Origin of the sequence: Citrobacter sp. Cpa228 (assembly GCF_030333085.1) — a bacterium.
Lineage (GTDB): Bacteria > Pseudomonadota > Gammaproteobacteria > Enterobacterales > Enterobacteriaceae > Citrobacter > Citrobacter pasteurii.
On record NZ_JAOWGQ010000054.1, the window covers coordinates 13,366 to 36,580 of the forward strand.

27 protein-coding genes and 1 pseudogene are annotated in these 23,215 nt (G+C 51.5%); 8 read left to right on the plus strand and 20 right to left on the minus strand.

Annotated elements, in window-relative coordinates; all coding sequences use genetic code 11:
- Positions 1-121: 121 nt before the first annotated feature.
- Positions 122-811 carry a dipeptidase PepE gene (gene pepE, locus OGX91_RS17675; RefSeq protein ID WP_155021956.1) on the minus strand — a complete coding sequence of 230 codons (690 nt, stop codon included), beginning with the start codon at positions 809-811 and terminating at the stop codon, positions 122-124.
- A gap of 213 nt (positions 812-1,024) precedes the next feature.
- Between pepE and OGX91_RS17680 the strand changes: the two genes are divergently transcribed.
- Positions 1,025-1,384 carry a type II toxin-antitoxin system RelE/ParE family toxin gene (locus tag OGX91_RS17680; RefSeq protein WP_005132818.1) on the plus strand — a complete coding sequence of 120 codons (360 nt, stop codon included), beginning with the start codon at positions 1,025-1,027 and terminating at the stop codon, positions 1,382-1,384.
- Positions 1,374-1,691, plus strand: coding sequence for a helix-turn-helix domain-containing protein (locus tag OGX91_RS17685; RefSeq protein ID WP_286627054.1), 318 nt, complete (start codon positions 1,374-1,376; stop codon positions 1,689-1,691). The genes OGX91_RS17680 and OGX91_RS17685 overlap by 11 nt, the downstream gene beginning before the upstream one ends.
- A 9-nt stretch (positions 1,692-1,700) precedes the next feature.
- Here the strand turns inward: OGX91_RS17685 and OGX91_RS17690 are convergent, their stop codons facing one another.
- From OGX91_RS17690 to OGX91_RS17710, 4 genes and pseudogenes are all read right to left on the minus strand, one after another.
- The gene (locus OGX91_RS17690) at positions 1,701-1,979 is read right to left on the minus strand and encodes an addiction module antidote protein (protein WP_005132814.1); all 279 of its coding nucleotides are present in this window, start codon (positions 1,977-1,979) and stop codon (positions 1,701-1,703) included.
- Positions 1,980-2,606: 627 nt separating this feature from the next.
- Positions 2,607-2,876, minus strand: coding sequence for a hypothetical protein (locus OGX91_RS17700; RefSeq protein ID WP_040229864.1), 270 nt, complete (start codon positions 2,874-2,876; stop codon positions 2,607-2,609).
- Positions 2,870-4,011, minus strand: a pseudogene (locus OGX91_RS17705) (DUF8093 domain-containing protein). The gene OGX91_RS17700 and the pseudogene OGX91_RS17705 overlap by 7 nt, the downstream one beginning before the upstream one ends.
- Before the next feature lie 240 nt (positions 4,012-4,251).
- A complete protein-coding gene (locus tag OGX91_RS17710) occupies positions 4,252-4,413 on the minus strand; it encodes a hypothetical protein (RefSeq protein ID WP_005132808.1) in 162 nt (53 codons plus the stop codon).
- 141 nt (positions 4,414-4,554) lie between these two features.
- On the opposite strand from OGX91_RS17710, the gene OGX91_RS17715 reads away from it, so the two are divergent.
- The 3 genes from OGX91_RS17715 to OGX91_RS17725 all read left to right on the plus strand — a co-directional run bounded on the left by OGX91_RS17715 (position 4,555) and on the right by OGX91_RS17725 (position 5,627).
- Entirely contained in the window at positions 4,555-4,920 is a 366-nt protein-coding gene (locus OGX91_RS17715; protein ID WP_286627056.1) for a hypothetical protein, read from the plus strand.
- A 96-nt stretch (positions 4,921-5,016) separates the two neighbouring features.
- Positions 5,017-5,310: a type II toxin-antitoxin system CcdA family antitoxin gene (locus OGX91_RS17720; protein WP_182289546.1), complete on the plus strand. Its 294-nt coding sequence runs from the start codon at positions 5,017-5,019 to the stop codon at positions 5,308-5,310.
- A complete protein-coding gene (locus tag OGX91_RS17725) occupies positions 5,310-5,627 on the plus strand; it encodes a CcdB family protein (RefSeq protein ID WP_003841409.1) in 318 nt (105 codons plus the stop codon). The genes OGX91_RS17720 and OGX91_RS17725 overlap by 1 nt, the downstream gene beginning before the upstream one ends.
- A gap of 33 nt (positions 5,628-5,660) precedes the next feature.
- Here the strand turns inward: OGX91_RS17725 and OGX91_RS17730 are convergent, their stop codons facing one another.
- From OGX91_RS17730 to OGX91_RS17765, 8 genes are all read right to left on the minus strand, one after another.
- Positions 5,661-6,473, minus strand: coding sequence for a shikimate 5-dehydrogenase (locus tag OGX91_RS17730; RefSeq protein WP_286627059.1), 813 nt, complete (start codon positions 6,471-6,473; stop codon positions 5,661-5,663).
- 1 nt (position 6,474) lies between these two features.
- The gene (sorE, locus tag OGX91_RS17735; protein ID WP_005132800.1) at positions 6,475-7,695 is read right to left on the minus strand and encodes an L-sorbose 1-phosphate reductase; all 1,221 of its coding nucleotides are present in this window, start codon (positions 7,693-7,695) and stop codon (positions 6,475-6,477) included.
- A gap of 51 nt (positions 7,696-7,746) precedes the next feature.
- Positions 7,747-8,571 (minus strand): PTS system mannose/fructose/sorbose family transporter subunit IID, encoded by an 825-nt coding sequence (locus tag OGX91_RS17740; RefSeq protein WP_005132797.1) that lies wholly within the window; start codon positions 8,569-8,571, stop codon positions 7,747-7,749.
- An 11-nt stretch (positions 8,572-8,582) separates the two neighbouring features.
- Entirely contained in the window at positions 8,583-9,380 is a 798-nt protein-coding gene (locus OGX91_RS17745; RefSeq protein ID WP_040229849.1) for a PTS mannose/fructose/sorbose transporter subunit IIC, read from the minus strand.
- 65 nt (positions 9,381-9,445) lie between these two features.
- The gene (locus tag OGX91_RS17750) at positions 9,446-9,940 is read right to left on the minus strand and encodes a PTS sugar transporter subunit IIB (RefSeq protein ID WP_286627064.1); all 495 of its coding nucleotides are present in this window, start codon (positions 9,938-9,940) and stop codon (positions 9,446-9,448) included.
- Positions 9,940-10,347: a mannose/fructose/sorbose PTS transporter subunit IIA gene (locus OGX91_RS17755; RefSeq protein ID WP_005132790.1), complete on the minus strand. Its 408-nt coding sequence runs from the start codon at positions 10,345-10,347 to the stop codon at positions 9,940-9,942. The genes OGX91_RS17750 and OGX91_RS17755 overlap by 1 nt, the downstream gene beginning before the upstream one ends.
- A 9-nt stretch (positions 10,348-10,356) precedes the next feature.
- A complete protein-coding gene (locus OGX91_RS17760) occupies positions 10,357-11,163 on the minus strand; it encodes an SDR family oxidoreductase (protein ID WP_286627065.1) in 807 nt (268 codons plus the stop codon).
- A 70-nt stretch (positions 11,164-11,233) separates the two neighbouring features.
- Positions 11,234-12,181, minus strand: coding sequence for a sugar-binding transcriptional regulator (locus OGX91_RS17765; RefSeq protein WP_286627141.1), 948 nt, complete (start codon positions 12,179-12,181; stop codon positions 11,234-11,236).
- 475 nt (positions 12,182-12,656) lie between these two features.
- Here OGX91_RS17765 and rluF point away from each other — a divergent pair, with 475 nt between their 5' ends.
- The gene (gene rluF, locus OGX91_RS17770; protein WP_005132778.1) at positions 12,657-13,538 is read left to right on the plus strand and encodes a 23S rRNA pseudouridine(2604) synthase RluF; all 882 of its coding nucleotides are present in this window, start codon (positions 12,657-12,659) and stop codon (positions 13,536-13,538) included.
- On the opposite strand, the gene OGX91_RS17775 is transcribed toward rluF, so the two are convergent.
- The 7 genes from OGX91_RS17775 to rtcR form a co-directional block, all read right to left on the minus strand.
- Positions 13,535-13,807, minus strand: coding sequence for a YjbD family protein (locus OGX91_RS17775; RefSeq protein WP_003031655.1), 273 nt, complete (start codon positions 13,805-13,807; stop codon positions 13,535-13,537). The genes rluF and OGX91_RS17775 overlap by 4 nt on opposite strands.
- A gap of 62 nt (positions 13,808-13,869) precedes the next feature.
- Positions 13,870-14,628, minus strand: a complete 759-nt coding sequence (locus tag OGX91_RS17780; protein WP_005132777.1) for a DeoR/GlpR family DNA-binding transcription regulator — start codon at positions 14,626-14,628, stop codon at positions 13,870-13,872.
- Positions 14,615-15,478, minus strand: coding sequence for a Cof-type HAD-IIB family hydrolase (locus OGX91_RS17785; protein WP_005132776.1), 864 nt, complete (start codon positions 15,476-15,478; stop codon positions 14,615-14,617). The genes OGX91_RS17780 and OGX91_RS17785 overlap by 14 nt, the downstream gene beginning before the upstream one ends.
- A 17-nt stretch (positions 15,479-15,495) precedes the next feature.
- Positions 15,496-16,335 carry a beta/alpha barrel domain-containing protein gene (locus OGX91_RS17790; RefSeq protein ID WP_149691929.1) on the minus strand — a complete coding sequence of 280 codons (840 nt, stop codon included), beginning with the start codon at positions 16,333-16,335 and terminating at the stop codon, positions 15,496-15,498.
- 27 nt (positions 16,336-16,362) lie between these two features.
- On the minus strand, positions 16,363-17,949 hold the full coding sequence (locus OGX91_RS17795) for a hypothetical protein (RefSeq protein WP_005132774.1): 1,587 nt from the start codon (positions 17,947-17,949) through the stop codon (positions 16,363-16,365).
- A gap of 244 nt (positions 17,950-18,193) precedes the next feature.
- A complete protein-coding gene (panS, locus tag OGX91_RS17800; protein WP_286627072.1) occupies positions 18,194-19,132 on the minus strand; it encodes a ketopantoate/pantoate/pantothenate transporter PanS in 939 nt (312 codons plus the stop codon).
- A 111-nt stretch (positions 19,133-19,243) separates the two neighbouring features.
- Positions 19,244-20,824: an RNA repair transcriptional activator RtcR gene (gene rtcR / locus OGX91_RS17805; RefSeq protein WP_155021926.1), complete on the minus strand. Its 1,581-nt coding sequence runs from the start codon at positions 20,822-20,824 to the stop codon at positions 19,244-19,246.
- Between the two features lie 448 nt (positions 20,825-21,272).
- On the opposite strand from rtcR, the gene OGX91_RS17810 reads away from it, so the two are divergent.
- Together OGX91_RS17810 and OGX91_RS17815 are read left to right on the plus strand one after the other, a co-directional pair.
- Entirely contained in the window at positions 21,273-22,400 is a 1,128-nt protein-coding gene (locus tag OGX91_RS17810) for a slipin family protein (RefSeq protein ID WP_040229834.1), read from the plus strand.
- 5 nt (positions 22,401-22,405) lie between these two features.
- Positions 22,406-23,191 (plus strand): nucleotidyltransferase domain-containing protein, encoded by a 786-nt coding sequence (locus OGX91_RS17815; protein WP_286627073.1) that lies wholly within the window; start codon positions 22,406-22,408, stop codon positions 23,189-23,191.
- The last annotated feature ends 24 nt before the right edge of the window (positions 23,192-23,215 follow it).

A 23,215-nucleotide genomic window follows, 5' to 3' on the forward strand; every position in this document is an offset into this window, starting at 1 on the left:
AGGCATTTATGCCGCCATCCGGCAATGTGCGCTGAACTGCCTGATGGCGCTGCGCTTATCAGGCCTACAGTTGTAGCCCGGATAACGCGAAGCCGCCATCCGGCATCAGACAACAAATCAACTAAAAGCAGTGGCCTGCTTCAACAGCAACCGCCTCTTCACCCGCTTTAAAGATGTACGTGGTGTTTGGGCCGCCGAGCACAGATTGACCGTTACTCACCTTAATCCAGTTACCTTCCGGCAAGCCAATCACTGTCAGCTCTGGTGCAACCACCAGCAGCTCGCGAATACGCTGTTCACGCGTTTCGCCTTTGTGGCCTTCCGGCAGCGCGTTGGTGAAATGTGGGTTAATCTGCAGCGGGAACAGACCCAGCGCATCAAATCCTTTGGGATCGACAATCGGCATGTCGTTGGTGGTGCGGATGGTCTGGCAGGCGAGGTTGGAACCCGCGCTCCAGCCGATATACAGCGCACCGCGTTTGACGACATCCACAATCGGCGTCAGCAGCCCGCGCTCGCGGCTCTCTTTCAGCAACTGGAAGGTGTTACCCCCGCCGACAATCACCAGCTCTGCGTTTGCAATGGCTGCAATTGGATCGGCAACGGTATGAATACCGGTAACGTTAACGCCCATTGGCGCAAAGATGGCTGCCGTTTTCGCCGTGTACTCATCCCAGGTTTGCGTCACGCCGGCGAACGGAATAAACACCGCCGTACGGCGATCATTCAGTTGCTCTGCGATCAGCGGAAGCGCATGTTCCATCCAGCCTTTGCCCGGCAGCGTCGAGTTACTCAATAAAAGCAGTTCCATCATTTCTCCATGTAATCAGAAAATTACAAACCGCAGTCATGTTACCACCGTCAGTATAACGCCTCACTGATATGGCTCACGATGTTGGAAGTGAGGTTCTGGAAAGCGGCTCGCAGACTGGCGTTTTAATTCGGCTGAAAACGAGATTGTTGATTTATTCTTCAGGCGGGTGATGGTGTTTTATACCTATATGGATATAATTAAGGGGGAGGGATGACGAAACCACTTTACTGGGTTGGGCATGCCAGGAAAGATCTACAGGGAATGCCAGAACATGTTCGGGATACGTTTGGGTTTGCTCTTTGGCTGGCGCAGCAGGGTAAGCAGCATTCACAGACTAAACCGTTAAAAGGATTTGGTGGGGCGGGAGTTCTGGAAGTTGTAGAGGATTATCACGGCAACACATGGCGGGCGGTTTACACTATCCAGTTGAAAAATGCAGTTTATGTTCTGCATGTTTTTCAGAAAAAATCTGTTTCCGGGAAGGCAACGCCGAAACCCGAAATTAACTTGATTTACCAGCGGCTTAAGGCTGCACAGCGGCATGCGCAGGAGAGTGGATATGTCACATGATATCGAAACCAGTAGCGGCAACGTTTACGCTGATTTGGGTGAGTATGACGCGGAACAGATGCAGTTGAAGGCGCAACTGGCAATGGTGATTGGTGAGATTTTGCAATGCAAAGGGTTAACGCAGCAGCAGGCTGCGCAGCTACTGGGAATGACGCAGCCTAAACTTTCCAACCTGCTACGTGGTCAGTTTCGTGGTATCAGTGAAGCAAAGATGCTCGAATGCCTGGTGAGACTGGGCCGTGATGTAGAGATTGTTGTCGGGAAAGAGGGCAATATGTCAGGAAAGCTGAAAGTGAAATTTGGCTGATATCCAACTTTAAACCTTAACCGTCAATCCAATACCGAGCGCCTTCATCACTGCCAGCGTGGTTTTCAGCGTCGGGTTTCCTTTCTCGCTAAACGAGCGATAGAGTTGTTCGCGGGATAATCCCGTTTCTGCCGCGATGTTCGCCATTCCCTTAGCGCGTGCCACCACGCCCAACGCTTTTGCAATGTACGTTGCATCGCCTGTTTCGAGGGCATCCGCCATAAATACAGCAATTTCTTCATCATCAACCAGCGCAGTCGCGGGATCGTTGTGAGTAAGTTTATTCATGACGGTAGATCTCCTGATAATCCAGTGAATGAGCGAGCATTCACCTACAGGTTTAACATCGCCAGCTAAACCATTCGCCAGTCGAAAAAGTCGTGCGGCAATGCGCGTTTTGGCCCTGCGATCTCGCAGATTCTGCTCCCAGCGTTGGAAAACCGTGGTCTGAAGAATTTCCATGATTATGTTCCATGTATTTTATAAACTACATTTTGAATTGACAAGTTGAAAGTAGAGAATAAAAAACTGGGAGGTAAGAGGAAATGCTGGTGGGCATAAACAGGAAAGCGCCTCGCAGTAATGCGTCATTTTTCAGATGTTATGCTTGATTCGGGAAACAATAATAGGGGATAGAGGGGCTTTTTGTCAGGAGCGGAGGCTCGCAGTGTCAGCGGTTTTCTAAAAGTGAATGGATTGTTTTGCAGGGAGTGATACAGCCTAGGCAATAACGGATTATATCGTTGGGTATTACAGTGTGCTCAGGATGCATGAATATAATGGTGAGTTACCACCAAACGAATCGGAAAACCAATACTGGAAAAAACGCTAACTCAGTGATCCGTCTTAGTTGACCACTACACCTTAAGCCCGCAGTTGGAATGCGGGCTTTTCACGTAAGCCTTGCAACGGGTGTTATGGTAAATCGACCAGATGTTGCTCGTTAATATCATTCAGTAAGTTATGGCCCTTTTCAGATACGCGATAATAATTCATCCCACCAGTTGTTCCCGGAACAATGTCCACTAACCCGGCCTCTGATAGATTGGAGACAAGCCTTGCAACGTTGCCAATGCCATCCATTTTTCTGATGCTCATTGCTCTATCAAGGTTGTACCAAGTCCAATTAACATCGTCTCTGGAAGCTAATAATTTCAGGATATTCAGTTCAGTATTATTTACCATAATGGGGCGTCCGGATGGTATAGGTCTTCTATGGCACCGCTTAACTTATAATCTTCAAGGGTGGCTGTATGTGTGTTGTTCCACAGAGTGTGGGCTTCAATGTCATCGACTGGCCTACCTGTTTCCCAACCTAAATTGCAGTAGCGCTCGAATTCCCGACACTCATGTGCGTAGTAATTTAAGTCTACTTGCTCAGGGGTGTTTCGCCATTAGCGGCTTTTTTTAGTCTATCAACCATAAAATCATTGGCACTGTCAGGACCAAAGCGAGATATGTGCTTTTCAACTGTGGCTATCCCTTTGTGTGTAATAATTACACCATCAGTTGTTAGGTTTTCTATTGGGCCCCCAGCCAATTCTGGATCGAATGGTCTTCCTGAGAAAGTGCCCCTGGCCCCGAAATATTCAAACTCATCCAGCTCAGGGAACCGCATTTTTCCCATCGTCAGTGCGGCTGCTGCCGAAGCGGCAGTAATGAGTAATCCCTTGTTGTCCATGACCTGATCGTAACCCGCTAGAGCATCACCACCGAGTTGTTCTGCCGCCTGATGGAATCCCTCAATGTTGCCATTATAGATACCGCCAGCCGCCAAAAGCCTCCCGGCTGCTTTACTATTAATAGTTTTACCCGCCTGAGCGCGCTGTATAGGGGCATCGGAATCGTGATGTTTAATTGTCGGAGGCGGCTTCCTTCCTTGATGCTCGTTGAGGCTATATTCGTAGATTTGACGCACTGCCTGCTGAAAACCCTCGCTGTAGATGTCCATAAAGCAGTCATAAATCAGATTACTTTCATCATCGAAATAGAACGGATTGCGGAAGTGATCCCATTTTTCCTTAGTGTTAACGCCGACCATCCAGCCGAGCTCCAGATTCCATTTCACCTCATCATAGAGTCCGTCGTATTCAGTAAGACGCTTGCGTTTGTAGGGTTGTGTTGCGAATCGGTGGTAAACCCCTCTCCGTCGCTTCGGGACGCTGTGAGGCAGAATGCGGTTGCGCTGGTCATATTCCAGGTAATCCAGTTCGTAAAAGATGCTCGCCATATCCAGCGCATCTCGTGGCGATAGAATGAACTGAATATCACTTGGAGCCAGTTCTCGCTCAGCATCCCACCTCATGTAAAGAGTGAACATTCCGTTTGTTCCTTATCCCATGTATTTGATAAGGATTATTTCGTTAAAGCGGCGAAAAATCAAACGGATTGGTTTTTGTGGTTGAGCTATTTTGGTTTACTGGAAGGAAGAGTCACCATCGCTCTGGCAGCACTATTGCTGCTCAAAGCTGCTCAAAACGCCACGATGTAAGTAAGACCTTACCAATGTCCGCAGCCCGCTCTAAGCACACCTCAAGAAAACGATACAGAATGCCGATCGCTAGACTTCGATCCCTTTCTGCTTCAACTCTTTTCTAATTACACGTTTAATCCAGGCTGCCAACGATTCATCGCCAGCCTGCCGCTGTGCTTCTTCCATCGCTTTGCGCAGTTCCGGATCCAGACGGAATTGAAACGGGGGATTGCCTCTTCTTTCGTTCATGTGTGTTGACACCTTAATTACACAAGAGTAGTGTGAGTATGTGTGATGACACATTACTCTCACACACCAAAAATGACAACGCCCCGAAAGTGCGGGAACACGATCAGGGCGTCTTACCACAACATTATACGAGGTAATGCTATGGCTGATGCTAATAGTACCACTAACGCCTGTTTTGCGTCTTCTTCTCCCATTCCACAGGCCGATCTGCTTTATTCTCCACTCGCCGAGGCGTTTCGCCATCTTGATTGTCGCCATCTCACCACCGAAGAAAATCTGGCGCTGTCATTCGGCTGTGAGGAAGCTCTGGCAGGGCTGTACCATACGCTGAATTTTATGGGCGAAAGCCTGCTGACAATGGCGGGTGAAGGTCAGGAACATTTTGCGTATGAGAGCATATGCCAGTTAGGACACAGTCTGGTAAACATCAGCCAGTTGATTCCCGCGCTGGCGCATTTGGAAGCGAAAGCTGACCAGCAATTGTTTGTCAGCGACTCCCTAAACTAATCTGGAAAGCGCCTCGCAGACTTCTTCTTCGGGGCGTGACAGACCTGTGCAACCATCTTAGTGTGACATGATGATTTGCTGGTCGGGGAATAGGAAATGCTCGCTTATTACGCTAACCTTAGGTATGTCATGCGCACTGCTATGGGGGTTATCATGCGCACTATGTCTAAGGTAAAAAAATCAGTTAATGTCTCTCTGGCTCCAGAGATCCTGGAAGAGGCGCGCAAGCTTAAAATCAATCTGTCAGCGGTTTTAACCGAAGCCCTAATCGAAAAATTTCGCGAGAACAAACGCGAAGAATGGTTGCGGGATAATAGAAAATCGATAGAAGCATTAAATCAATGGGTGGAAGAAAACGGTTCGTTCAGTGATTTTCAAAGGACATTCTGATGGAGCAGTATTGCGCTTATGAGAATACAGGAAGTGGAAAAAGCGTTTATCCGTTTTTAATTAGCTTACAGCATCCGGTGGCCGCTGTTTTGCAGCATGTACTGGTCGCACCCGTTATAGCGCTAAGCCAGTTTCCCAACGAAGTCCCGCCAGCTAAAATTTGCCCGGTTGTTAGCATTGGTGGGCAAGCCTATGTGGTGATGACGTACATGATGACAGGCATACCTGTGAAGAATGTGGGTAACTTTGTGGGAGATCTGACCGCAAACAGGGCAGAACTTCGAGATGCGATTGATTTTCTGATTAATGGCTATTAGAGCGCCCATTCCCGGCGCTCTGTTCCTACTCTCTTACCCCGCCCGCGCAAATTCTGCGGCTTCGGCAATCAGCGCGTCATCCGGGCGCACGCCGGTGTACATGGCGAATTGCTCCACCGCCTGTAAGGCAATGACCTCTGCGCCGCTGATGGTTTTTTTACCCAGCTTCTGCGCCAGCTTAATCACCGGTGTTTCCGGCGGTAGGGCGACCACGTCAAACACCACGCTGGCGGCAGCAACCATCGCTTCGCTGTAGGCCAGTGCATCACTCTCTTTACCGCCCGCCATGCCGACGGGCGTCACGTTGACCAGAATATCGCAGGCAATTCCATCCGGCTGCGGCTGCCACTGGAAACCGTACTGTTTTGCCAGCGCAGGGCCGCTTTCTCGATTACGGGCGGCAATAATCACATCACGAAAACCGGCATCGCGAAACGCGGCGATGACCGCTTTGCCCATTCCACCGCTACCGCGGATAATGACGCGTGCGCGGTTATCAAGCTGGTGGCTGGTAATCAGGCTTTTTACCGCAATATAGTCGGTGTTAAATCCCGTCAGCGTGCCGCTGTCATTGACGATGGTGTTGACGGAATCAATCACTTTTGCGGAAGGGGCGATGGCATCCAGAAACGGCATACAGCTCTCTTTAAACGGCATGGAGACCGCGCAACCGCGGATCCCGAGTGCGCGAACGCCTTTCACTGCGGCCTCAATATCCTGCGTAGTAAAGGCTTTGTAGATAAAATTTAACCCTAACTTTGCATACAGATAATTGTGAAAACGCGTGCCAAAGTTGCCGGGGCGACCGGCAAGCGACATGCACAGCTGAGTGTCGCGGTTAATCATGTTAAATCTCCCCGGCATGAGACAATACGTACTGTTCGGCTTCCTGCGACCAAATCCCTTGATGTTGTTCCAGGATGTCACGTAAGGCTGGATCGTCAATCTGGGTGAGTGCGGTTAACGGAAAGGCCTTGCCGGTGTAGACCAGTTTTTTCCCGCCACCGACTTTTGGCAGTTCCAGCGTGGTTTCACCTGCCGCATTCAGCCCCAGAATGTGCGTCACCACTTTTGCCGCCTGGACTTTCTGCTCTTCAATAAGTTTAACCGCCATGCGCATATCGTCGGTATTGCCGCCAGATGTCCCCACGTAATGAGTGAAGGCGTAGTGCACGTCGTAGAAATTAATTGGCGCGCTGAACTGTTTATCCTGCGGACCGGCAAAGAAGTTCATGCAGCCATCGGCTGCCAGCAGGGAAGAGGCCAGCGTGACCAGTTGCTCGTTCGGCACAAACACAAAGATATCGTCGAACCCGTGACCGCCGCTCAGCGCCATCAACGTGTCATACGCCGCATCCTCGGCGTGGAGATAGTGGATCAACGTTTGTGGTTCTGATGGGTAGTGCTTGCGGGCGTAGCTCAGCTTATCGTTGTTGGTGTCAGTCACCACCAACAACGCCGGGTTTACCGGACCATGCAGCGCGTAGTCGATCGCCAGCAGCCCCATCGGCCCGGTGCCACCGAGGATCAGCGTTCGTCCCTGCGGACGAATACCCATCTTATGGTTATAAGTGCCTTCCTGCAGGTGATAGTTGGCGTTGAATGCGCCAATTACACAAGAAAGCGGTTCTACCAGTGAACCCTCAAAGTACGTTTCGCCTTCGTAGGCCAACAGGCAGTCTTGTTCCATGACTTCATCAGGAATAATGACGTGGGTGGCTTCACCGCCTACCCACGGGAAGGAGTATCCCGGACAGTCCGGGCGATCCGGCAGTTGCAGGTTGGCCTGGATGACATAGCGCTGGCCGGGCTGAAACTTATGCTGCCATTTTTTTCCCACGGCAATAATATCGCCACAGAATTCGTGGCCGATGATAATCGGGTTGGTGGCCACATCGTCCGGTACTTTTTTATGGTTCTCACCCTGATTCGCTTCTTTCCAGGAAGAGAGGCACAGGCTGTCCGTCACGACGGAAGCCAGAATTTCGTCATCCTGCATTTCAGGAAGGTCGAAGGTTTCCAGGCGCAGATCGCGTTTACCATAAAGGCGTAAAGCTGTTGTTTTCATTGTTCCACCTCAGTTTTGACAGGAGCCCCGACTTCTCATCGGGGCGAAAAATCAGGACAGAAAGCCCAGTGCGTTACCGATAATCCCCAGGCCAAACAGGGCGAAGATCAGCCATACCGGATTAATTTTCTTATTAAGCAGACGCACCATCAGCAGCGTCAGACCCAGCGCCAGCAGGCCGGGGCAGAGCTGGTCGAGAATGTTCTGCACGGTCATGGTGACGGTGGTACCGTCTGCGCCAGGCGTTTGCGATACCACCAGCGGCACGTTGATGCTGGTCCATTTGGTGACCAGTACTCCCATCACAAACAGGCCGAGAATCGATGCTCCCTCAGTCAGCTTTTGCAGCAGATTGCCACCCATGTCGCTGACGATGTTGACGCCTTTACGAAAGCCAAGCTGTAAGCCGTACCACTTCATCGCCAGGCGTACTGCGTTGAAAATAAAGAAGAATAATAATGGGCCGAGAATGTTGCCGGAGAGCGCTAAAGAGGCGCCAAGCGCGGCGGTAATCGGGCGCAGCGTACCCCACACCAGCGGATCGCCAACGCCGGCCAGCGGGCCCATCAGGCCGACTTTGATGCCGTTGATCGCGCCATCGTCAATTTCCGCACCGTTGGCGCGTGCTTCCTCCATTGCGGCGGTGACGCCAATCACCGGACCGCAAACGGCAGGGGTGGTATTGAAGAACACCAGGTGACGTTTGAGTGCGGCAACCTGATCCTCTTTCAGTGGATACAAGCGCTTGATGGCGGGGATCATGTCGTAGCAAAAGCCCAGCCCATGAATGCGTTCAAAGTTGAATGACGCCTGCTGCAGGTTGGAGCGAACAAACATGCTAAACAGGTCGGATTTGGTCAGTTTTTTTTGTTCCATGATGGGCTCCGTTAGTCGTCAAGCTGGTCGAGGGCTTGAGAAGAGGGGGCTTGCGCCTGCGGTTCAGCCTTACGCCACTGTGGGTTCAACTGGATGTAGACCAGCGCGATAATCACGCCCACGCCTCCAAAGGCCAGCAGACTTAAATCGAGGTAACCCCCGGCGATAAATCCGAGGAAGAAGAAGGGCATCAGGTACTTCACGCCCATCATGCGCAGCACCATGGCGTAACCGACCACCACGATAAATCCTCCGGCAATCTGCAGCCCGCGGGTGACGAATTCCGGAATGGCATTCAGCATGTTGCTGACCATGTCCGCGCTGACAAACAGCGAGACAATCAGCGCCGGAATGGCGACGCGCAGCGCCTGTACGCCCAGAGCGGAAACGTGCAGCAAATCGATGGTGCGAAAGCGGGCATCTTCGGCGGCTTTATCCGCCGCGTGCTGGAACACCACGGTGATGGTACGGGCGAATACCGTCAGTACCTGGCCTGCTGCCGCGACTGGCAGAGCGATGGCGATACCGGTGGCGATACTCTGTTGCCCGACAATCACCAGAATGGCGGAGATAATACTGGCGAGTGCCGAATCGGGAGACTGTGCAGCGCCAACGTTCATCCAGCCAAGTGCGATTAACTCCAGCGTACCGCCGAGCATAATCCCGGTTTTTAAATCACCGAGGATCAGGCCGATAACGGTACAGGCGATGAGCGGGCGGTGGGTCTGGAACTCATCCAGCACGCTGCCCATTCCGGCAATACAGGAAAATAGAAATATGGCGATAATTTGTAGGGTACTTATTTCCATAATATGTCACCTTGTGAATGTGATCATCCCTGCCTGTTACAGCATAAATACACAGGCGTTTTTATTTATTCAGCGAGCGATTGTTCTTCTATTTTTTCAAGAATATTAATTGATGGGTCTGATGCGACGACGCGTAAATCCAGCGAAACGCCTAATTTAGCTAACTCATGAAAAGCATGAATATCGTCGTCATCTAATGAGACCGCTTTGGTTAATTGTTTTTTACCGGGTCGCCAGGCCATGCCGCCAATATTTAACGTGGCAATTTTTACCCCTTGTTTTACCATTGCCAGGGCATCTTGCGGACGGGTAAAAAGATAAAAAACGGTTTCGTCCTGATATTGCGGATTATGGTAAACCGCGACTGCCTTTTCGATATTCACGACGTTGACCTTCATCCCCGGCGGGGCGGCCTGGCGTAATAATGTTCGGCGAACTTCATCGTTATATACCTCATCATTGCAGATAATAATCCGCTGGGCATTTGCCACTTTCGACCAGACGGTAGTGACCTGACCGTGGATCAAGCGGTCATCAATACGTGCAAGGGTAATGTTCATCAGAAATCCTCTTCGGTCGTTGCCAGATGTTGCCAGACGACACAGGTTTGTTGAGCAATGGTCGTCAGGTGTTTGCACAGTTCATCCACATTCATACTGCTTTGGTTATCGACCAGCTCCAGTGCCAAAGGCAGAGACAACCCGCTAATAACGCGTATGGCGGGGTTTTGCATTGCCAGCGTTGCGGCGGCGTTCCATGGACTGCCGCACTGTAGATCGACGGCAATCAGCCACTCACCATCGTAGTTGGCGCTCACTAACTTTTTCAACTTTTCTGCAATGTCGTTGGCGTTCTCTCCCGGGACAAATGCCACCGCTTCGACGTTGGCCTCGCCGTAGACCATCTGTACCGATTCCAGCATGGCGCAGGCCAGTTTGCCGTGGGCGCAGAAGATTGCATTGACCATAAAACCTCCTTAGCCGCGCGTTTTACCGCCCGCAATGTTAGTGGTTACTCCGGTAATATAACTGGCGCGTTCTGACAGAAGATAACAAACAAAATCAGCGACTTCATTTAATCGACCAGCCCGACCAATCGGGATCGCGTTTTTGGTATAACCCTCGCGCAGCTGTTCGACGGTGATGTTGCGGGTCCAGGCCAGCGCTTCTTCATACTCTGGGGTGCGCAGACCGGTTTTTTCCAGAATGCCTGGCGCAATGCCAACCACACGAATCCCGTGTTTACCCAGCTCTTTCGACCAGGAACGGGTGAAACTATTCAGTGCGGCCTTGGTGGCGGCATAGCAACTTTGGCCTTCTGAGCCTTCCAGTCCGCTCTCTGAAGAGACATTCACAATCACGCCGGTGTGTTGTTTCACCATCTGGCGTGCCACTGCTTGCGACATTAAGAACACACCTTTCTGGTTGATATTGACCATTTTTTCAAAAGCGGCTTCATTGAGTTCATATTGCCCGGCGGGTGCTTTTTCATCGACCAGCAGGCGTGGGAAATTAACGCCTGCGTTATTCACCAAACCATCAATACGCCCATGGCGGCGGATAATTTCGGTAACGGTATGATTAACTTCTTTGGCGCTGGAAATATCTGTTGGCCAGAAATGATATCCACTATGGCCTTCATATTGACCTTCACCACCGTGAATATCCGCCATTTGCACATTAGCGCCCTGTGCTAATAACTCTTCAACAATCGCCAGCCCGATTCCGGATGCGCCGCCGGTAACAATAATAACTTTGCCCTGCAGATTTAACCACGTTTGCATAATTAACTCCCAATTTCAGATAAGGGGCTCTCACATAAAATTAATTATGTCAGGACCCATTCGAATATATTTACTTCAACAATAATTCAGCGGTATGGTTGTTGGTCACTAAACAGTTAATATAATTCCCACGTAATGCGCCCAAAATTCCACTGTATTTCTCTTCACCCATTGCAATGCCAATCGAGTAACGCGCCTGTTTTAATTTATTGGTTTCGATGGAGAGTGTTTTTTCACTCATATTGGTTTCTACCGTCACGCCGTTGATATCGTAAAAGCGCGAGCAAATGTCTCCGGCTACCTGACGGGCATGTAGGTCATCGCTCTCTTCGCTGCCGTAAAAGGCGTGCCAGTTGGCGCCATCTCTTATCGCCGGAGAGCCAATCCCGACCAGCGCGACGTCCAGATTATCCCAGTAGGCGGAAATCGATTTGAAATGTTGGGACTGCATAATGCCATTGCGAATGAGCGGGTTCTCCAGCAGCGCCGGGAAATCGGCCAGATGCGATTCCCCCTTGAGCTTTGCCGCTGCGCCGTAGGTCAGCGTATTGACGTGGTAGCGGCTTTCAAGCTTGCCGGACGGCCCGCCAATAATCGGCACGCAAATAAGCTGACGTGACTGGCTGGCGGGGGATAATCCTTCAACAAGTCCCCGTACCGCACGCCCCCATGAAAACCCAATAATGTCGCCGGGTTCCAGTAAGCGCTCCAGTAACTGCGCCCCGTGTACGCCCATCATATTAAGCTGTTCATCTTCCTGTTCGCTGTCGCAGGAGACCACCACCGCCTCTTTCAGGCCAAATTTTTGTTTTAGCTGCTGTTCCAGCCACAGGTTTTCGTTGTAGTCGTAATTAATGGCAATGGTGACGATACCCTGCTCGCGGCCACGCTTTAGCAAGCGACTGATGGTGGTACGATAAATCCCCAGCTCGCGAGCGATTTGCGCTTGTGTCATATCCTGTTCGTAATACAGCTGGGCTATTTTTACGATCAGGCGGATATCATCGCTGTTTTCCATCGCCATTTTTGAACTCCTGCACATTTGTGCAAATCACGAAATTGCCTTCTTGATCTGATATAACCCCATTCTTTCCGCAGCTCAAAGCTATTTTCACTTATTTCAACGCCCTGATCTGGCTGATTGTGCTGCACATTTGATGTGACGATTGTGCGATGTCGGCACAGATGTGCTTGTTGCGCTAATGTATTGATTCTGCTTCGTTTCGCCCAACAAAATTGCAGTTATGGATCACCCACACTTTTGTGTCTAAAGGTGTGACAGATCACAAATAGCGCTCAGACATTCGCGCACGATTATTTTTTATCGTCCGCAAGGTAGGGTATATTTCGCTTTTAATACACAAAAGCATTCAAGTTGTATCAAGGCGGCAAGGGAACGAATCCTTGGGAGCATAGATAACTATGTGACCAGGGTGAGTGAGGGCAGCCAACGCAGAGACGGCTTGAAGGATGAAGTGTATACAGGAGAAATTATGCTGCCCGACTCATCCATCCGATTAAACAAATACATCAGTGAAAGCGGAATCTGCTCGCGCCGCGAGGCGGATCGCTTTATCGAACAAGGGAATGTCTTCCTGAATGGCAAACGCGCCACCATTGGCGATCAGGTGATGCCTGGCGACGTCGTGAAAGTGAATGGTCGGTTGATTGAGCCGCGTGAAGCGGAGGATTTGGTTTTTATCGCGCTGAACAAGCCGGTAGGGATTGTCAGCACCACCGAAGACAGCGAACGCGACAACATTGTGGATTTCGTTAATCACAGCAAGCGCGTGTTTCCCATTGGCCGTCTGGATAAAGATTCCCAGGGGCTGATCTTTCTGACCAACCACGGCGACCTGGTGAATAAAATCCTGCGTGCCGGTAACGATCACGAAAAAGAGTATCTGGTGACGGTCGATAAGCCCGTAACCGACGACTTTATTCGTGGGATGGGAGCCGGTGTGCCAATCCTCGGTACCGTCACCAAGAAATGTAAGGTCAAGAAAGAAGCGCCGTTTGTGTTTCGCATCACGCTGATTCAGGGGCTGAACCGCCAGATCCGCCGTATGTGTGAGCACTTTGGTTATGAAGTGACGAAGCTTGAGCGCACGCGCATCATGAACGTGAGTTTGTCCGGTCTGCCGCTGGGCGAATGGCGTGACCTGACGGGGGATGAACTGATCGAACTGTTCAAGCTGATTGAGAATTCTTCTTCAGAAGCTAAACCGAAGGCGAAAGCGAAGCCAAAAGCCGCCACCGCAGGCATCAAGCGCCCGGTAGTGAAAATCGAAAAATCGGCGGAGAAAGAGAAATCGCGCCCGGCGGCAAACGGCAAGCGTTTTACCTCGCCGGGGCGTAAGAAGAAAGGACGTTAACGTCTGCCGCGCGTTGGCGTATTCGCCGACCAGGAGAATGACGCCTCTGAATCCGGTTTATAAGCCTGCTTTTTCTTCAACTGGCGGGCTTTTTTAGCTTCGGCTTCGCGCAAGGCCATCAGCTTATCGATGTACTCTTTCTTGATGCTGTTGGTCTCAGCGTTGGTCAGCAGTCGACCATGCGCAATGCGCGCGCGGTCGAGCAGCGTTTTCAGTTCACGCTGTTCGCGCTCGGTCATCTCTTTTTGGGTAATGCGGGGGAGTGCCATACGGGTGCCCTCTGTTAGCCGATATTCTCAGTGTACGGTAATCCTGGCCAGCCTGATAGCGCTCAATAGGCAATACGCAATTTTCCGCCAAAGTCCTGCTGGGTATAACCCGTTGTTTTGAATCCTTTATCTGTGATGATGCTATCGATTTCTTTTAACGTGGCGATACACATCACCCCATCCTGACCAAATTTGGTATGGTCGGCGAGAATTACCGCTTTTTTGCTCATGGCAATCATGGACTTCGCCACGTACGCTTCATCAAAACTTTTTACCAGCACTCCATGCTGAGGCGAAATCCCACCTGCGCCAATGAAGCAGATATCGGCGTGAATGGCGTTAATTTGCTGACAAACCGAGACACCGAGATTGGCGCGAAAATGGTAGTCATATTCGCCACCTAAGACGTAAACGCGGGCCTGAAGATTATGCTCTTTAATTTTATCCGCAATTAACGCTGAGTTGGTAATAACAGAATAAGCGAGTGGGGGTAATAGTTCAGCAAGAATTAAGTTAGTCGTACAGGAGTCAATAAACAATGTGTCGCGTTCGCTAACCATCGTGGCGGCAATTTTACCAATTGCCATTTTTTCATCGCGGTGTATATCTATACGGGCGCCAAACTCATCTTCCTGAACGACCTGTTTTTTGACAGCCCCTCCATGGATTTTGGTAATTTGTCCTTCGGACTCCAGTATCGAGAGGTCACGGCGAATGGTCTCTGATGTAACTTTTAGCGTTTCCGATAATTTGATGACTGTGACTTCACCGAACTTATTTAATTCATCAAGAATATGTTTTCTTCTTTTAATCGGGTTCATTATTTTCCGCCAATGTCGTGCTTTGGCGCATGGTAACTGGATGCGCAAAGCAACGCAACCACTCCAGCGCACGGACAATACCTTCATCATCATTAGAGGTCGTCACATAGGTGGCGTGTTGTTTTACTGCATCAGGCGCATTGCCCATGGCGATACCGATGTTAGCAGTGGTAAACATACTGATATCGTTCTGCTGATCGCCAATCGCCGTAACCTGTTCGGTCGCTATATTTAGCTGCTGCCTTAACATGTTTATAGCATAGCCTTTGTTTATTTCAGTACGTTGGATGTCAATATAATTTCCCCCGGTGATTGTCGCCATATAACCACAGGGCAATTCATTATTCATTGCCGTACATAATGAATTTATTTTTGATTGTTCTGCCACTAATGTGATTTTATAAACATCATGCTGATTAAAAATATATTCAGGCGTTGCCGAAATAAAGGGTAGTTCAAATAAGTTGGCCTCATAAGTCGTCCATGGTGCCACGAGTCGGTCATCACGATGATAAATAGCATCGGCGCTAAAAAAATGATGGGGGTAGCAGGAAAGAGAAATAGATCGGTCAATCTCCTGGAGGTCCATGCAAGAGAGTGCCGCAGTATGAATAATATGCTGCGACGCAATCTCCAGAATTTGCCCACCATTAAAACCGGCGCACCAGGCAAACAATTTATCTACCTGTTGCTGTTGTAACAGGCGCACCATGGAGGAGACCGGCCTGGCGGAACAGGCTGCCAGCAGACCGCCACGCTGGCGGAACTCAACCAGCGCCTGACGCGTGCGCGGGCTGATTGTTTTCTGCGATGTCAGTAACGTTCCATCCAGATCGGTCACCAGCAACATATCTCTTTCCTCTGAGTTTACTGAGCAATAAACGGCGTGACGGCCTCTTTGGCGGCGTTGCAGACCATATTGTCGATTGCCGTACCGACGACCAGAATATTGACCCCGGTATCTTTAAACGCTTTGGCGTTGGCGAGGTTAATACCGCCTTCTGCCAGCGTCGGCACATCAACCGCGCCAACCAGCGCTCGCAGCCTGTCTTTAATGGCCTGTGGAATGTCGCCTGCTGCTACGCCTTCATAGCTCATACCGGTCATCAGGCCGATCATATCGACGCCAATTTCCTGCATCCGCTTCGCCACGCTGGAAACCTCTTCCGGCGTACGCGCAGGAATACCGAAAGTATGCAGATCGTCCGGGTGACCAATATAGGCGTCAACGGTCAGACCATATTGATGGGCGAGATTAACGATATCCTGCAGATCGTCCCAGTCGGATTTATGCGTGTGTAAACCATCGGCCCCGGCACGGGCAATCTCCAGAATCTCAGTGTCACTGAGCGGTACGGGCAAGGTTTCGGTAAAACCTCCCGCAATACCCACGGTAATGAAAATATCGTCAGGAACCACGTTACGCACGCCGTGTACCGCTTCAGCCATTTGCCCGTTGGTGATTTCATGGCGGATCTGCTCCGCTGCATGCATATTGCTCACGCCTTTGTGTCCACGCGCCAGCGCCAGTGCCGGGTGGTTTGGTTCCAGCAGCTTAACGCCTGCCTCACACACCGCTTTCGCCAGACGCGCATCGTCGCCAGTGATCCCGGTACTGAGGATGGTTTGTCCGCCGTGGAGCGCAATGGCGTCTTTCACTTTCTGTAACGCTTTGGCGCGTTTTTTATTCATATCGCCTTTAAACATGGTGTACCTCTGGTGTTGGTGCATTAATTAACGGGCTGACGCTGCGGGTTCGCTCTGTACGACAGCCTTAAAACGGTTAGCAATAATGGTGGTAATGCAGGTCATCGCCATTGTTGTGATCATCACGATAGCCATCTGAAGTGCATTGCTGGACAAGAACGGCGAGGCAAAAGCGGGAACATAGGCCACGCCTTTAACGTTAAAGAAGCCCAGCATCATGCCGCCCATTCCGGCCCAGAAAATGGCGGAGCCAAAGACAATTTTGTTGGCGAACATGAAGGGATAGGCAGATTCCACGAAGGTTCCGAAACCCAGGTTAATAAGCAGCCCCGGTGTGGCGACGGCGGCTTCACTTTTTTCACGAGGGGCGATAACGTTGGCAAGGTTAATTCCTGCGGCAACCATCACCAGACCCACCATATCGACTGCGCCGAGGAAGCTGACGCCGGATTTTTCCATCTCCAGCAGAACCAGCGGCAGGATGACCGCGTGATAGACACCACCCAGGATGGCTGGCCAGATAACCAGCCCCGCCAGCAGTCCGGCAAGAACAGGACTGAAAGCCAGGGTGCTTTCGATAGCCAGTTTGATGTAATTACCTGCTGACAACGCCAGCGGACTCAACAGATAGTGCATGATCAACCCGGCGGCAAGACCTGAAATCCCACCGGCGACGATGTTGACGGTGGTCATCGGAAAGCGCCAGTTCAGGCATAATTCAAACAGCCAACGAACGAAAATCCCGGCCATCAAACCGCCGATTATCCCGCCGATCAGACCCCCCTCGACGGACAGCACCCCGGCGACGACCCCGGCAACGATTGAGACTTCATCCAGCTCAGAAATCTGTTTTGCCGCCAGCACGGCAACCAATACCGGCAGGCCTTTCAGCAGGATTTCAAAAATATCGTTAAGTTTTTCCAGACCCGGGATGTGGCTCAGGGCGAGAACAATCGCCATCGCGATAAAGCCAGGCAGCGCAGGGATCATAATGCTGCGAATGTTAAAGCGTTTGAGCAGGCTCTTTCCGGAGCCACCCTGGGAGGGTGAAGCGCTACCCAACTGCGGCTTGTACTTAACGCCCCAGTGTTTACACAGAGACGCCACGAAGGAGACTGCGCGGGTGCGGCTGGTGGTGCCGGTCGTACCCGAGGTTGCGACGACATTTGCCCCTTTTGCCGCCACCAGCGCCATTGACGTTCCCCCGGTGCCAACGATCGGTGTTTTCATCTCAACAGCTGCGGTGAAGACTTCGTGGTTCGCTTTTCCCGGATCGGCGCTCATCACGACGATCCCGTCGATCGCGCCGCTACGGATCATCTCAGCAATCTGGCGATCGCTTTCGACCACCGAAGCGTTCACCTCTGAGAGTTTGCCCTGAAATATCCGTTGTGGTTTTTGTTGGTTTTCTGTGGTTAATGCATACACGGATGCCGGTGTGTGGGGTTTGGCAACATCCATCGAGGCTTCCGCCGCGATAAACTGCACGGCGGCAACTTCCACACCTGCGGCTTCGCACTGCTGATAGATTTCCTGGAGTAACTTCTCTGGCTCTGCGCCACCCAGGTTGTAGAGGTTGCCTCCACTGCTTCCAATAATCGCAATTTTTTTCATAGCGGCCTCAAAGATAGGGTAAAGGGGTTATCTGTGTTGTAGTGAAGTCATAATTCCAACTAAAACAAAACAAATCAACATTAAATGATCGAGATAAATTATCATTTGCATGTGGTTTGTTTATTAATTAGTTGAAATAAAAAGAATAAATTAAGATTTTGTTTTGTGTTGGTGTTTGTTGTTTTGTGATGGGGTTCAAAGGAATATTTAAATAAATGGAGGGTGACCCTCCATTTATACGCGATCAGTTTTGTTTTATAGCGCTTCGCTTTTCAGTAATCGCCTTCCCGGACCAGTAACCCGCAAGCAGCGAACCTGAAAGGTTGTGCCAGACGGAGAACAACGCGCCGGGCAGGGCAGCGAGCGGACCGAAGTAGATTTTGCCCAGCGCAGCGGCGAGGCCGGAGTTCTGCATGCCGACTTCAATCGCCAGTGTGCGGCAGGTGGATTCATCAAAGCCGAACAGTTTCCCGCCCCAGTAGCCGCCAAGCAGACCAATGGTGTTATGCAGAATAACGGCGATAATCACCACAAAGCCGACCGACGCAATGTGCGACGCAGAACCTGCCACAACAGCGCTGATAATCGCCAGAATGCACACCATAGAAAACGCGGGCAGATACGCTTCTACGGTTTTTACGACGCGTGGGAACAGATGATGAATGACCAGGCCCAAAGCGATCGGAATAACTACGATCTGCAGAATGCTCAGCAGCATACCCATCACATCTACCTGGATATGCGCGTCGACGTAAAGACGGGTGAGCAGCGGCGTGGCGACAACACCGACCAGGGTTGAAACCGATGAAATCGTCACGGAGAGCGCCACATCGCCTTTCGCCAGGTAGATCATTACGTTAGATGCCGTTCCGCTGGCGACGCTACCGACCAGCACCATACCTGCGGACAATTCCGGCGGCATATTAAAAGCCAGCGCCAAAATCCATGCGGCGAGCGGCATCACCAGATAGTGCAGGAAGATACCCGCCGCAACCGGGGCTGGGCGTGAGAGTACGCGTTTAAAATCATCCACCTTCAGGTGTACGCCCATGCCGAACATAATCACCATCAGTAACGACGGCACAAATGGCCCAACAGGCGTAAAGGTGGAGGGCGTGTAATACGCAATAACAGAGAGCAGCAGCGCCCATAACGGGAACAGCCGCGTGAGAGTAGCGAGCATGTTGTATTCCTTGCGATTTAAAGATGTTGTGTTGTTATAAAAAAGCCGGGATCGAGCCCGGCTATAGTTATTGTTTATCGCGTGATGGAATATTATTCAAACAAATTATGTTCATGTTGCGCTGCGGAGATTTTCCCAACTTAGTCCAAAGCGGGCCAAATACTTGCGCAGGCGGTCCGCATCGTTAGGATTGGCTTTTTTCTGCCGTGAGACGGCGAACAGTTCGCGTCCGGCTTCCGACAGTGACGCACAACGGCGGCACACTTCCAGCACCGTTTCCAGTTGGCGGCGATCGAACAGGTCAATGTCCATATTCAGTTCAGGCTGCGGATTTGCTATCTGCCAACTCTCCTTTAGCAGCGCAATCTCTTCTTCGACAAGGGATAAGGTAATGCGACCTTGTTCGGCAAGTGTCGCCATGCGCGCGATGGATGAGCTGAGTTCGCGAAAATTGCCGCGCCATCGCGCCTGTGGGGAGCAGGCAAACGCCAGATAGGCAGTGCGAGCCTCTTTATCGAAACGGATTTGCGTCTGCTTGTTGCTGGAAAAACGTTGCAGCTCATACTCGACGTTCGGGGCGATATCTTCCCGCCGCTGCGCGAGACCGGGCAGGGCGAAGCACCACATGTTGATCCGCGCGTAGAGATCTTCGCGAAAACGGCCCTCAGCGACCCATTGCCGCATGTCGCGATGGGTGCCGGCAATCAGCTGAAAATCGCTGTGTACTTCTTTGTCCGACCCAAACGGGAAAAAGGTTTTTTCTTCAATCGCTTTGAGTAACATGGCCTGCTCGTCCAGCCCCAGCTCGGCGATCTCATCGAGAAACAGCACGCCGCCATCCGCTTCTCGCAGCAATCCGCTACGCGCCGTGAGCGCGCCGGTAAACGCCCCCTTCACATGACCAAACAGCGTGGACATCGCATTGTCACCGCGCAGGGTCGCGCAGTTAACCGCCACCAGTTTTCCCGCCACCAGGTGCCGCGACTGGCGTAGCTGAAAAATACGTTTCGCGAGGAAGGATTTGCCTGCGCCGGTAGGGCCGGTGAGCAGGATCGGGTCGGTCGAGCGCAGAGCTACCCGCTCAATGCGATCAATCAGTTTATTGAAGGTGGCGTTACGCGTATCAATCCCGGCTTTCAAAAAAGAGACCGACTGCTGCTGCTCGCGCTGAAAACGACTGGTGAGCGTGGCATAGCGGCTTAAATCGAGATCGATAACCGAGCAGACGCCAGCGGCGACGGCTTCATCTGATGAACCGCGTGGCGCCGGGCTGGTTTGCAGCAGGCTGGCGGGCAGGTAGCGCGCTTCCGTCAGCAAAAACCAGCAGATTTGTGCCACGTGAGTCCCGGTGGTGATGTGCACCAGATACTCTTCGTTTTCCGTATCAAACTCATAATGCGTGGCAAAGTCGAGGAAGGCGGCGTAGACCTCTTCAAAGTCCCACGGATCGTTGATGGTTACGGTATGCGGTCGGACTTTGGTGTGCGGTGAAAGCTGCGCGACGTCTTCAATCAACCGTTGCGCCATGCTTTCATCGCGTGGCTGGTGGAGGAGCTCCAGTCTGTCGACAGGGAGATCGGGTTGTTGGCATAGCCCAACCGTGGGTCGCCACTTCTTAAACCGATTGGCCCGCTTGCCGCGTTTGTCCAGTACCGTTCCCAGTACGCCAATCACTACCCGTCGCTTCTTCATGGTTTATCCAAAAAGATAAATAAGAGAATAAAAGATAAAAAAATTAACCACTCGAGACAACAGTCATTATTGGTCTAAAAAATTAAAGTCATGAAAATCAATTAATTAAAATTTAATCATGCCTGTTTTAATTCCTGGCACGCTTCTGGCAATAACACTTGCGTCAATCACGCTGAAAGCGCAGGGGGTTAAACCTCGCCGGCACGTCAGGAACGGCACAGGCTGTTTTCCGGGTGTGTTCCGTCAGCCGATGACCACCAAACGGGTTCGATTCCCGATTCATTCTCCCAATGAAACTGGTTGTTAATCATAGAAATAAAACGGAGCAATGCGCAGTTAGCACGCTCCAGAACAGGCTGCCGGTAAAGATGCCGTGCGACAGGCAAAAGGGAATTCCCCTGCCGCTTCGCCCCTGCACCCGCGCCTGGCTCACAATAAGGAATAAAAAATGATGAAGAAAATCACTATTCGTAAAGGCCAGCTTGGCCTGTTATCCCGACAGGGTGACTACTATCAGGTGCTGAATGCAGGTGAACACCGTTTACCGTGGTTTAACACACCTGACGTTCTGGTGGTAAATACCGATGGCAGTGAAATACCTGAGACGCTGGCGGAGTATTTACGTCGCTTTCAGCCCGAGTGGGTGGAGCGTTTCTGCCTGGTCGCGGATACGACGGATACCGAAGCCGTGGCGTTGTATGTCAATGGCGTTTTGCAGGAGATCCTGCCACCGGCAACGCGTCGTCTGTACTGGAGAGCCGACGAAGCGTTAACGCTGGTACGTATGGATACGCGCGAGGTTCAGGTGCCAACGGACGTCATGAATGCAGTGTTACAGCCCCGTCGCAGCGGTGCGGTAAAAGGTCGCGAAGCAATCTTAACGGTGCAGGTTCCGGCGTGGCACGTCGGTGTACTGAAAATTGATGGCGAAACTCAGGCGCTGTTGCCGCCGGGGTTAACAGCATACTGGAAGGTAAACCATCTGATTGAAGCGGAAGTTGTGGATACCCGTTTGCAGGTGCTGGAGGTTGGCGGCCAGGAGATCCTGACCAAAGATAAGGTCAACCTGCGTTTAAACCTGGCGGCGAACTGGCGTTATAGCGATGTGTTGCTGGCATTTGGTCAACTGACTAAACCGCTGGATCACCTTTACCGTGAATTGCAGTTTGCGCTGCGTGAAGCGGTGGGAACACGCACGCTGGACGAACTGCTGGAAGATAAGCAGGTGATCGATGAAGTGGTGAGCGCGCAGGTGAAAACCCGCATGACGCCGTTTGGTATCGAGGTGGCTTCGTTGGGGGTGAAGGATATTGTCCTGCCCGGCGATATGAAGGCTATTTTGTCGCAACTGGTTGAAGCGGAAAAATCCGCCCAGGCCAACGTGATCCGACGTCGTGAAGAGACTGCCGCCACGCGATCGCTGTTGAATACTGCAAAAGTGATGGAAAACAACCCGGTAGCGCTGCGCTTAAAAGAACTGGAAACCCTCGAAAGAGTCGCGGAACGGATCGATAAAATCTCGGTATTCGGTGGCCTGGACCAGGTGTTGCACGGTCTTGTGAACATAAAAGGATAAGAATAATGAGCGACAACACAGTGGACGGCGCAATGCGCGAACGGGTAGTGCGCCAGCTAAAAGAGGTTGAGCGGCGCTATGGCGTCAGGGTGCTGTATGCCTGTGAGTCCGGTAGCCGTGGCTGGGGATTTGCCTCGCCGGACAGCGATTACGACGTGCGATTTCTCTATGTTCATCCCCCTGAATGGTATCTGCGGGTCGAAGCGCCACGTGATGTTATCGAGCTGCCGATAGATGATGAGCTGGACGTGTGCGGCTGGGAATGGCGCAAGGCGCTGAGGTTACTTAAAGGCGCAAACCCGACGCTTATTGAGTGGCTGGATTCGCCGGTGGTCTATCAGCAGGATGACGCGACCGTGTCGGCGCTGAAAGCGTTGGTGCCTGAATGGTTTTCACCGCTGCGTGCTCGCTGGCACTACTACTCGATGGCGCGGAAAAACTTCCGTGGTTATTTGCAGGGTGACGACGTGCGATTGAAGAAGTACTTCTACGTTCTGCGACCCCTGTTGGCGGTGCGTTGGGTGGAAGCGGGCAAGGGCGTACCGCCGATGCGTTTTGCCGAGCTGCTGGCGGGAAATGAACTGGATGCACCATTGCGTCATGAAATCGACGAATTGCTGGCGCGCAAACAGCGATCAGGTGAGGCGGAGTATGGTCCGCGTCGTCCATTGTTACATACGTTTATCCGCGCCGAACTGGAGAGAGGAGAAATCCCGCCAACCTTACCAGACAGCCGGGAAGGGGATGTGAGGGAACTGGACAGACTGTTATATGGCACGGTGATGCGGTGAAAATGCCCGATGGTGCAAGAGCCA

What these genes read in the sequence shown, in the direction of transcription:
- pepE (WP_155021956.1), bottom strand. Translation starts at nt 811, where the DNA reads ATGGAACTGCTTTTATTGAGTAACTCGACGCTGCCGGGCAAAGGCTGG.
- OGX91_RS17680 (WP_005132818.1), top strand. Translation starts at nt 1,025, where the DNA reads ATGACGAAACCACTTTACTGGGTTGGGCATGCCAGGAAAGATCTACAG.
- OGX91_RS17685 (WP_286627054.1), top strand. Translation starts at nt 1,374, where the DNA reads ATGTCACATGATATCGAAACCAGTAGCGGCAACGTTTACGCTGATTTG.
- OGX91_RS17690 (WP_005132814.1), bottom strand. Translation starts at nt 1,979, where the DNA reads ATGAATAAACTTACTCACAACGATCCCGCGACTGCGCTGGTTGATGAT.
- OGX91_RS17700 (WP_040229864.1), bottom strand. Translation starts at nt 2,876, where the DNA reads ATGGTAAATAATACTGAACTGAATATCCTGAAATTATTAGCTTCCAGA.
- OGX91_RS17710 (WP_005132808.1), bottom strand. Translation starts at nt 4,413, where the DNA reads ATGAACGAAAGAAGAGGCAATCCCCCGTTTCAATTCCGTCTGGATCCG.
- OGX91_RS17715 (WP_286627056.1), top strand. Translation starts at nt 4,555, where the DNA reads ATGGCTGATGCTAATAGTACCACTAACGCCTGTTTTGCGTCTTCTTCT.
- OGX91_RS17720 (WP_182289546.1), top strand. Translation starts at nt 5,017, where the DNA reads ATGCTCGCTTATTACGCTAACCTTAGGTATGTCATGCGCACTGCTATG.
- OGX91_RS17725 (WP_003841409.1), top strand. Translation starts at nt 5,310, where the DNA reads ATGGAGCAGTATTGCGCTTATGAGAATACAGGAAGTGGAAAAAGCGTT.
- OGX91_RS17730 (WP_286627059.1), bottom strand. Translation starts at nt 6,473, where the DNA reads ATGATTAACCGCGACACTCAGCTGTGCATGTCGCTTGCCGGTCGCCCC.
- sorE (WP_005132800.1), bottom strand. Translation starts at nt 7,695, where the DNA reads ATGAAAACAACAGCTTTACGCCTTTATGGTAAACGCGATCTGCGCCTG.
- OGX91_RS17740 (WP_005132797.1), bottom strand. Translation starts at nt 8,571, where the DNA reads ATGGAACAAAAAAAACTGACCAAATCCGACCTGTTTAGCATGTTTGTT.
- OGX91_RS17745 (WP_040229849.1), bottom strand. Translation starts at nt 9,380, where the DNA reads ATGGAAATAAGTACCCTACAAATTATCGCCATATTTCTATTTTCCTGT.
- OGX91_RS17750 (WP_286627064.1), bottom strand. Translation starts at nt 9,940, where the DNA reads ATGAACATTACCCTTGCACGTATTGATGACCGCTTGATCCACGGTCAG.
- OGX91_RS17755 (WP_005132790.1), bottom strand. Translation starts at nt 10,347, where the DNA reads ATGGTCAATGCAATCTTCTGCGCCCACGGCAAACTGGCCTGCGCCATG.
- OGX91_RS17760 (WP_286627065.1), bottom strand. Translation starts at nt 11,163, where the DNA reads ATGCAAACGTGGTTAAATCTGCAGGGCAAAGTTATTATTGTTACCGGC.
- OGX91_RS17765 (WP_286627141.1), bottom strand. Translation starts at nt 12,181, where the DNA reads ATGGAAAACAGCGATGATATCCGCCTGATCGTAAAAATAGCCCAGCTG.
- rluF (WP_005132778.1), top strand. Translation starts at nt 12,657, where the DNA reads ATGCTGCCCGACTCATCCATCCGATTAAACAAATACATCAGTGAAAGC.
- OGX91_RS17775 (WP_003031655.1), bottom strand. Translation starts at nt 13,807, where the DNA reads ATGGCACTCCCCCGCATTACCCAAAAAGAGATGACCGAGCGCGAACAG.
- OGX91_RS17780 (WP_005132777.1), bottom strand. Translation starts at nt 14,628, where the DNA reads ATGAACCCGATTAAAAGAAGAAAACATATTCTTGATGAATTAAATAAG.
- OGX91_RS17785 (WP_005132776.1), bottom strand. Translation starts at nt 15,478, where the DNA reads ATGTTGCTGGTGACCGATCTGGATGGAACGTTACTGACATCGCAGAAA.
- OGX91_RS17790 (WP_149691929.1), bottom strand. Translation starts at nt 16,335, where the DNA reads ATGTTTAAAGGCGATATGAATAAAAAACGCGCCAAAGCGTTACAGAAA.
- OGX91_RS17795 (WP_005132774.1), bottom strand. Translation starts at nt 17,949, where the DNA reads ATGAAAAAAATTGCGATTATTGGAAGCAGTGGAGGCAACCTCTACAAC.
- panS (WP_286627072.1), bottom strand. Translation starts at nt 19,132, where the DNA reads ATGCTCGCTACTCTCACGCGGCTGTTCCCGTTATGGGCGCTGCTGCTC.
- rtcR (WP_155021926.1), bottom strand. Translation starts at nt 20,824, where the DNA reads ATGAAGAAGCGACGGGTAGTGATTGGCGTACTGGGAACGGTACTGGAC.
- OGX91_RS17810 (WP_040229834.1), top strand. Translation starts at nt 21,273, where the DNA reads ATGATGAAGAAAATCACTATTCGTAAAGGCCAGCTTGGCCTGTTATCC.
- OGX91_RS17815 (WP_286627073.1), top strand. Translation starts at nt 22,406, where the DNA reads ATGAGCGACAACACAGTGGACGGCGCAATGCGCGAACGGGTAGTGCGC.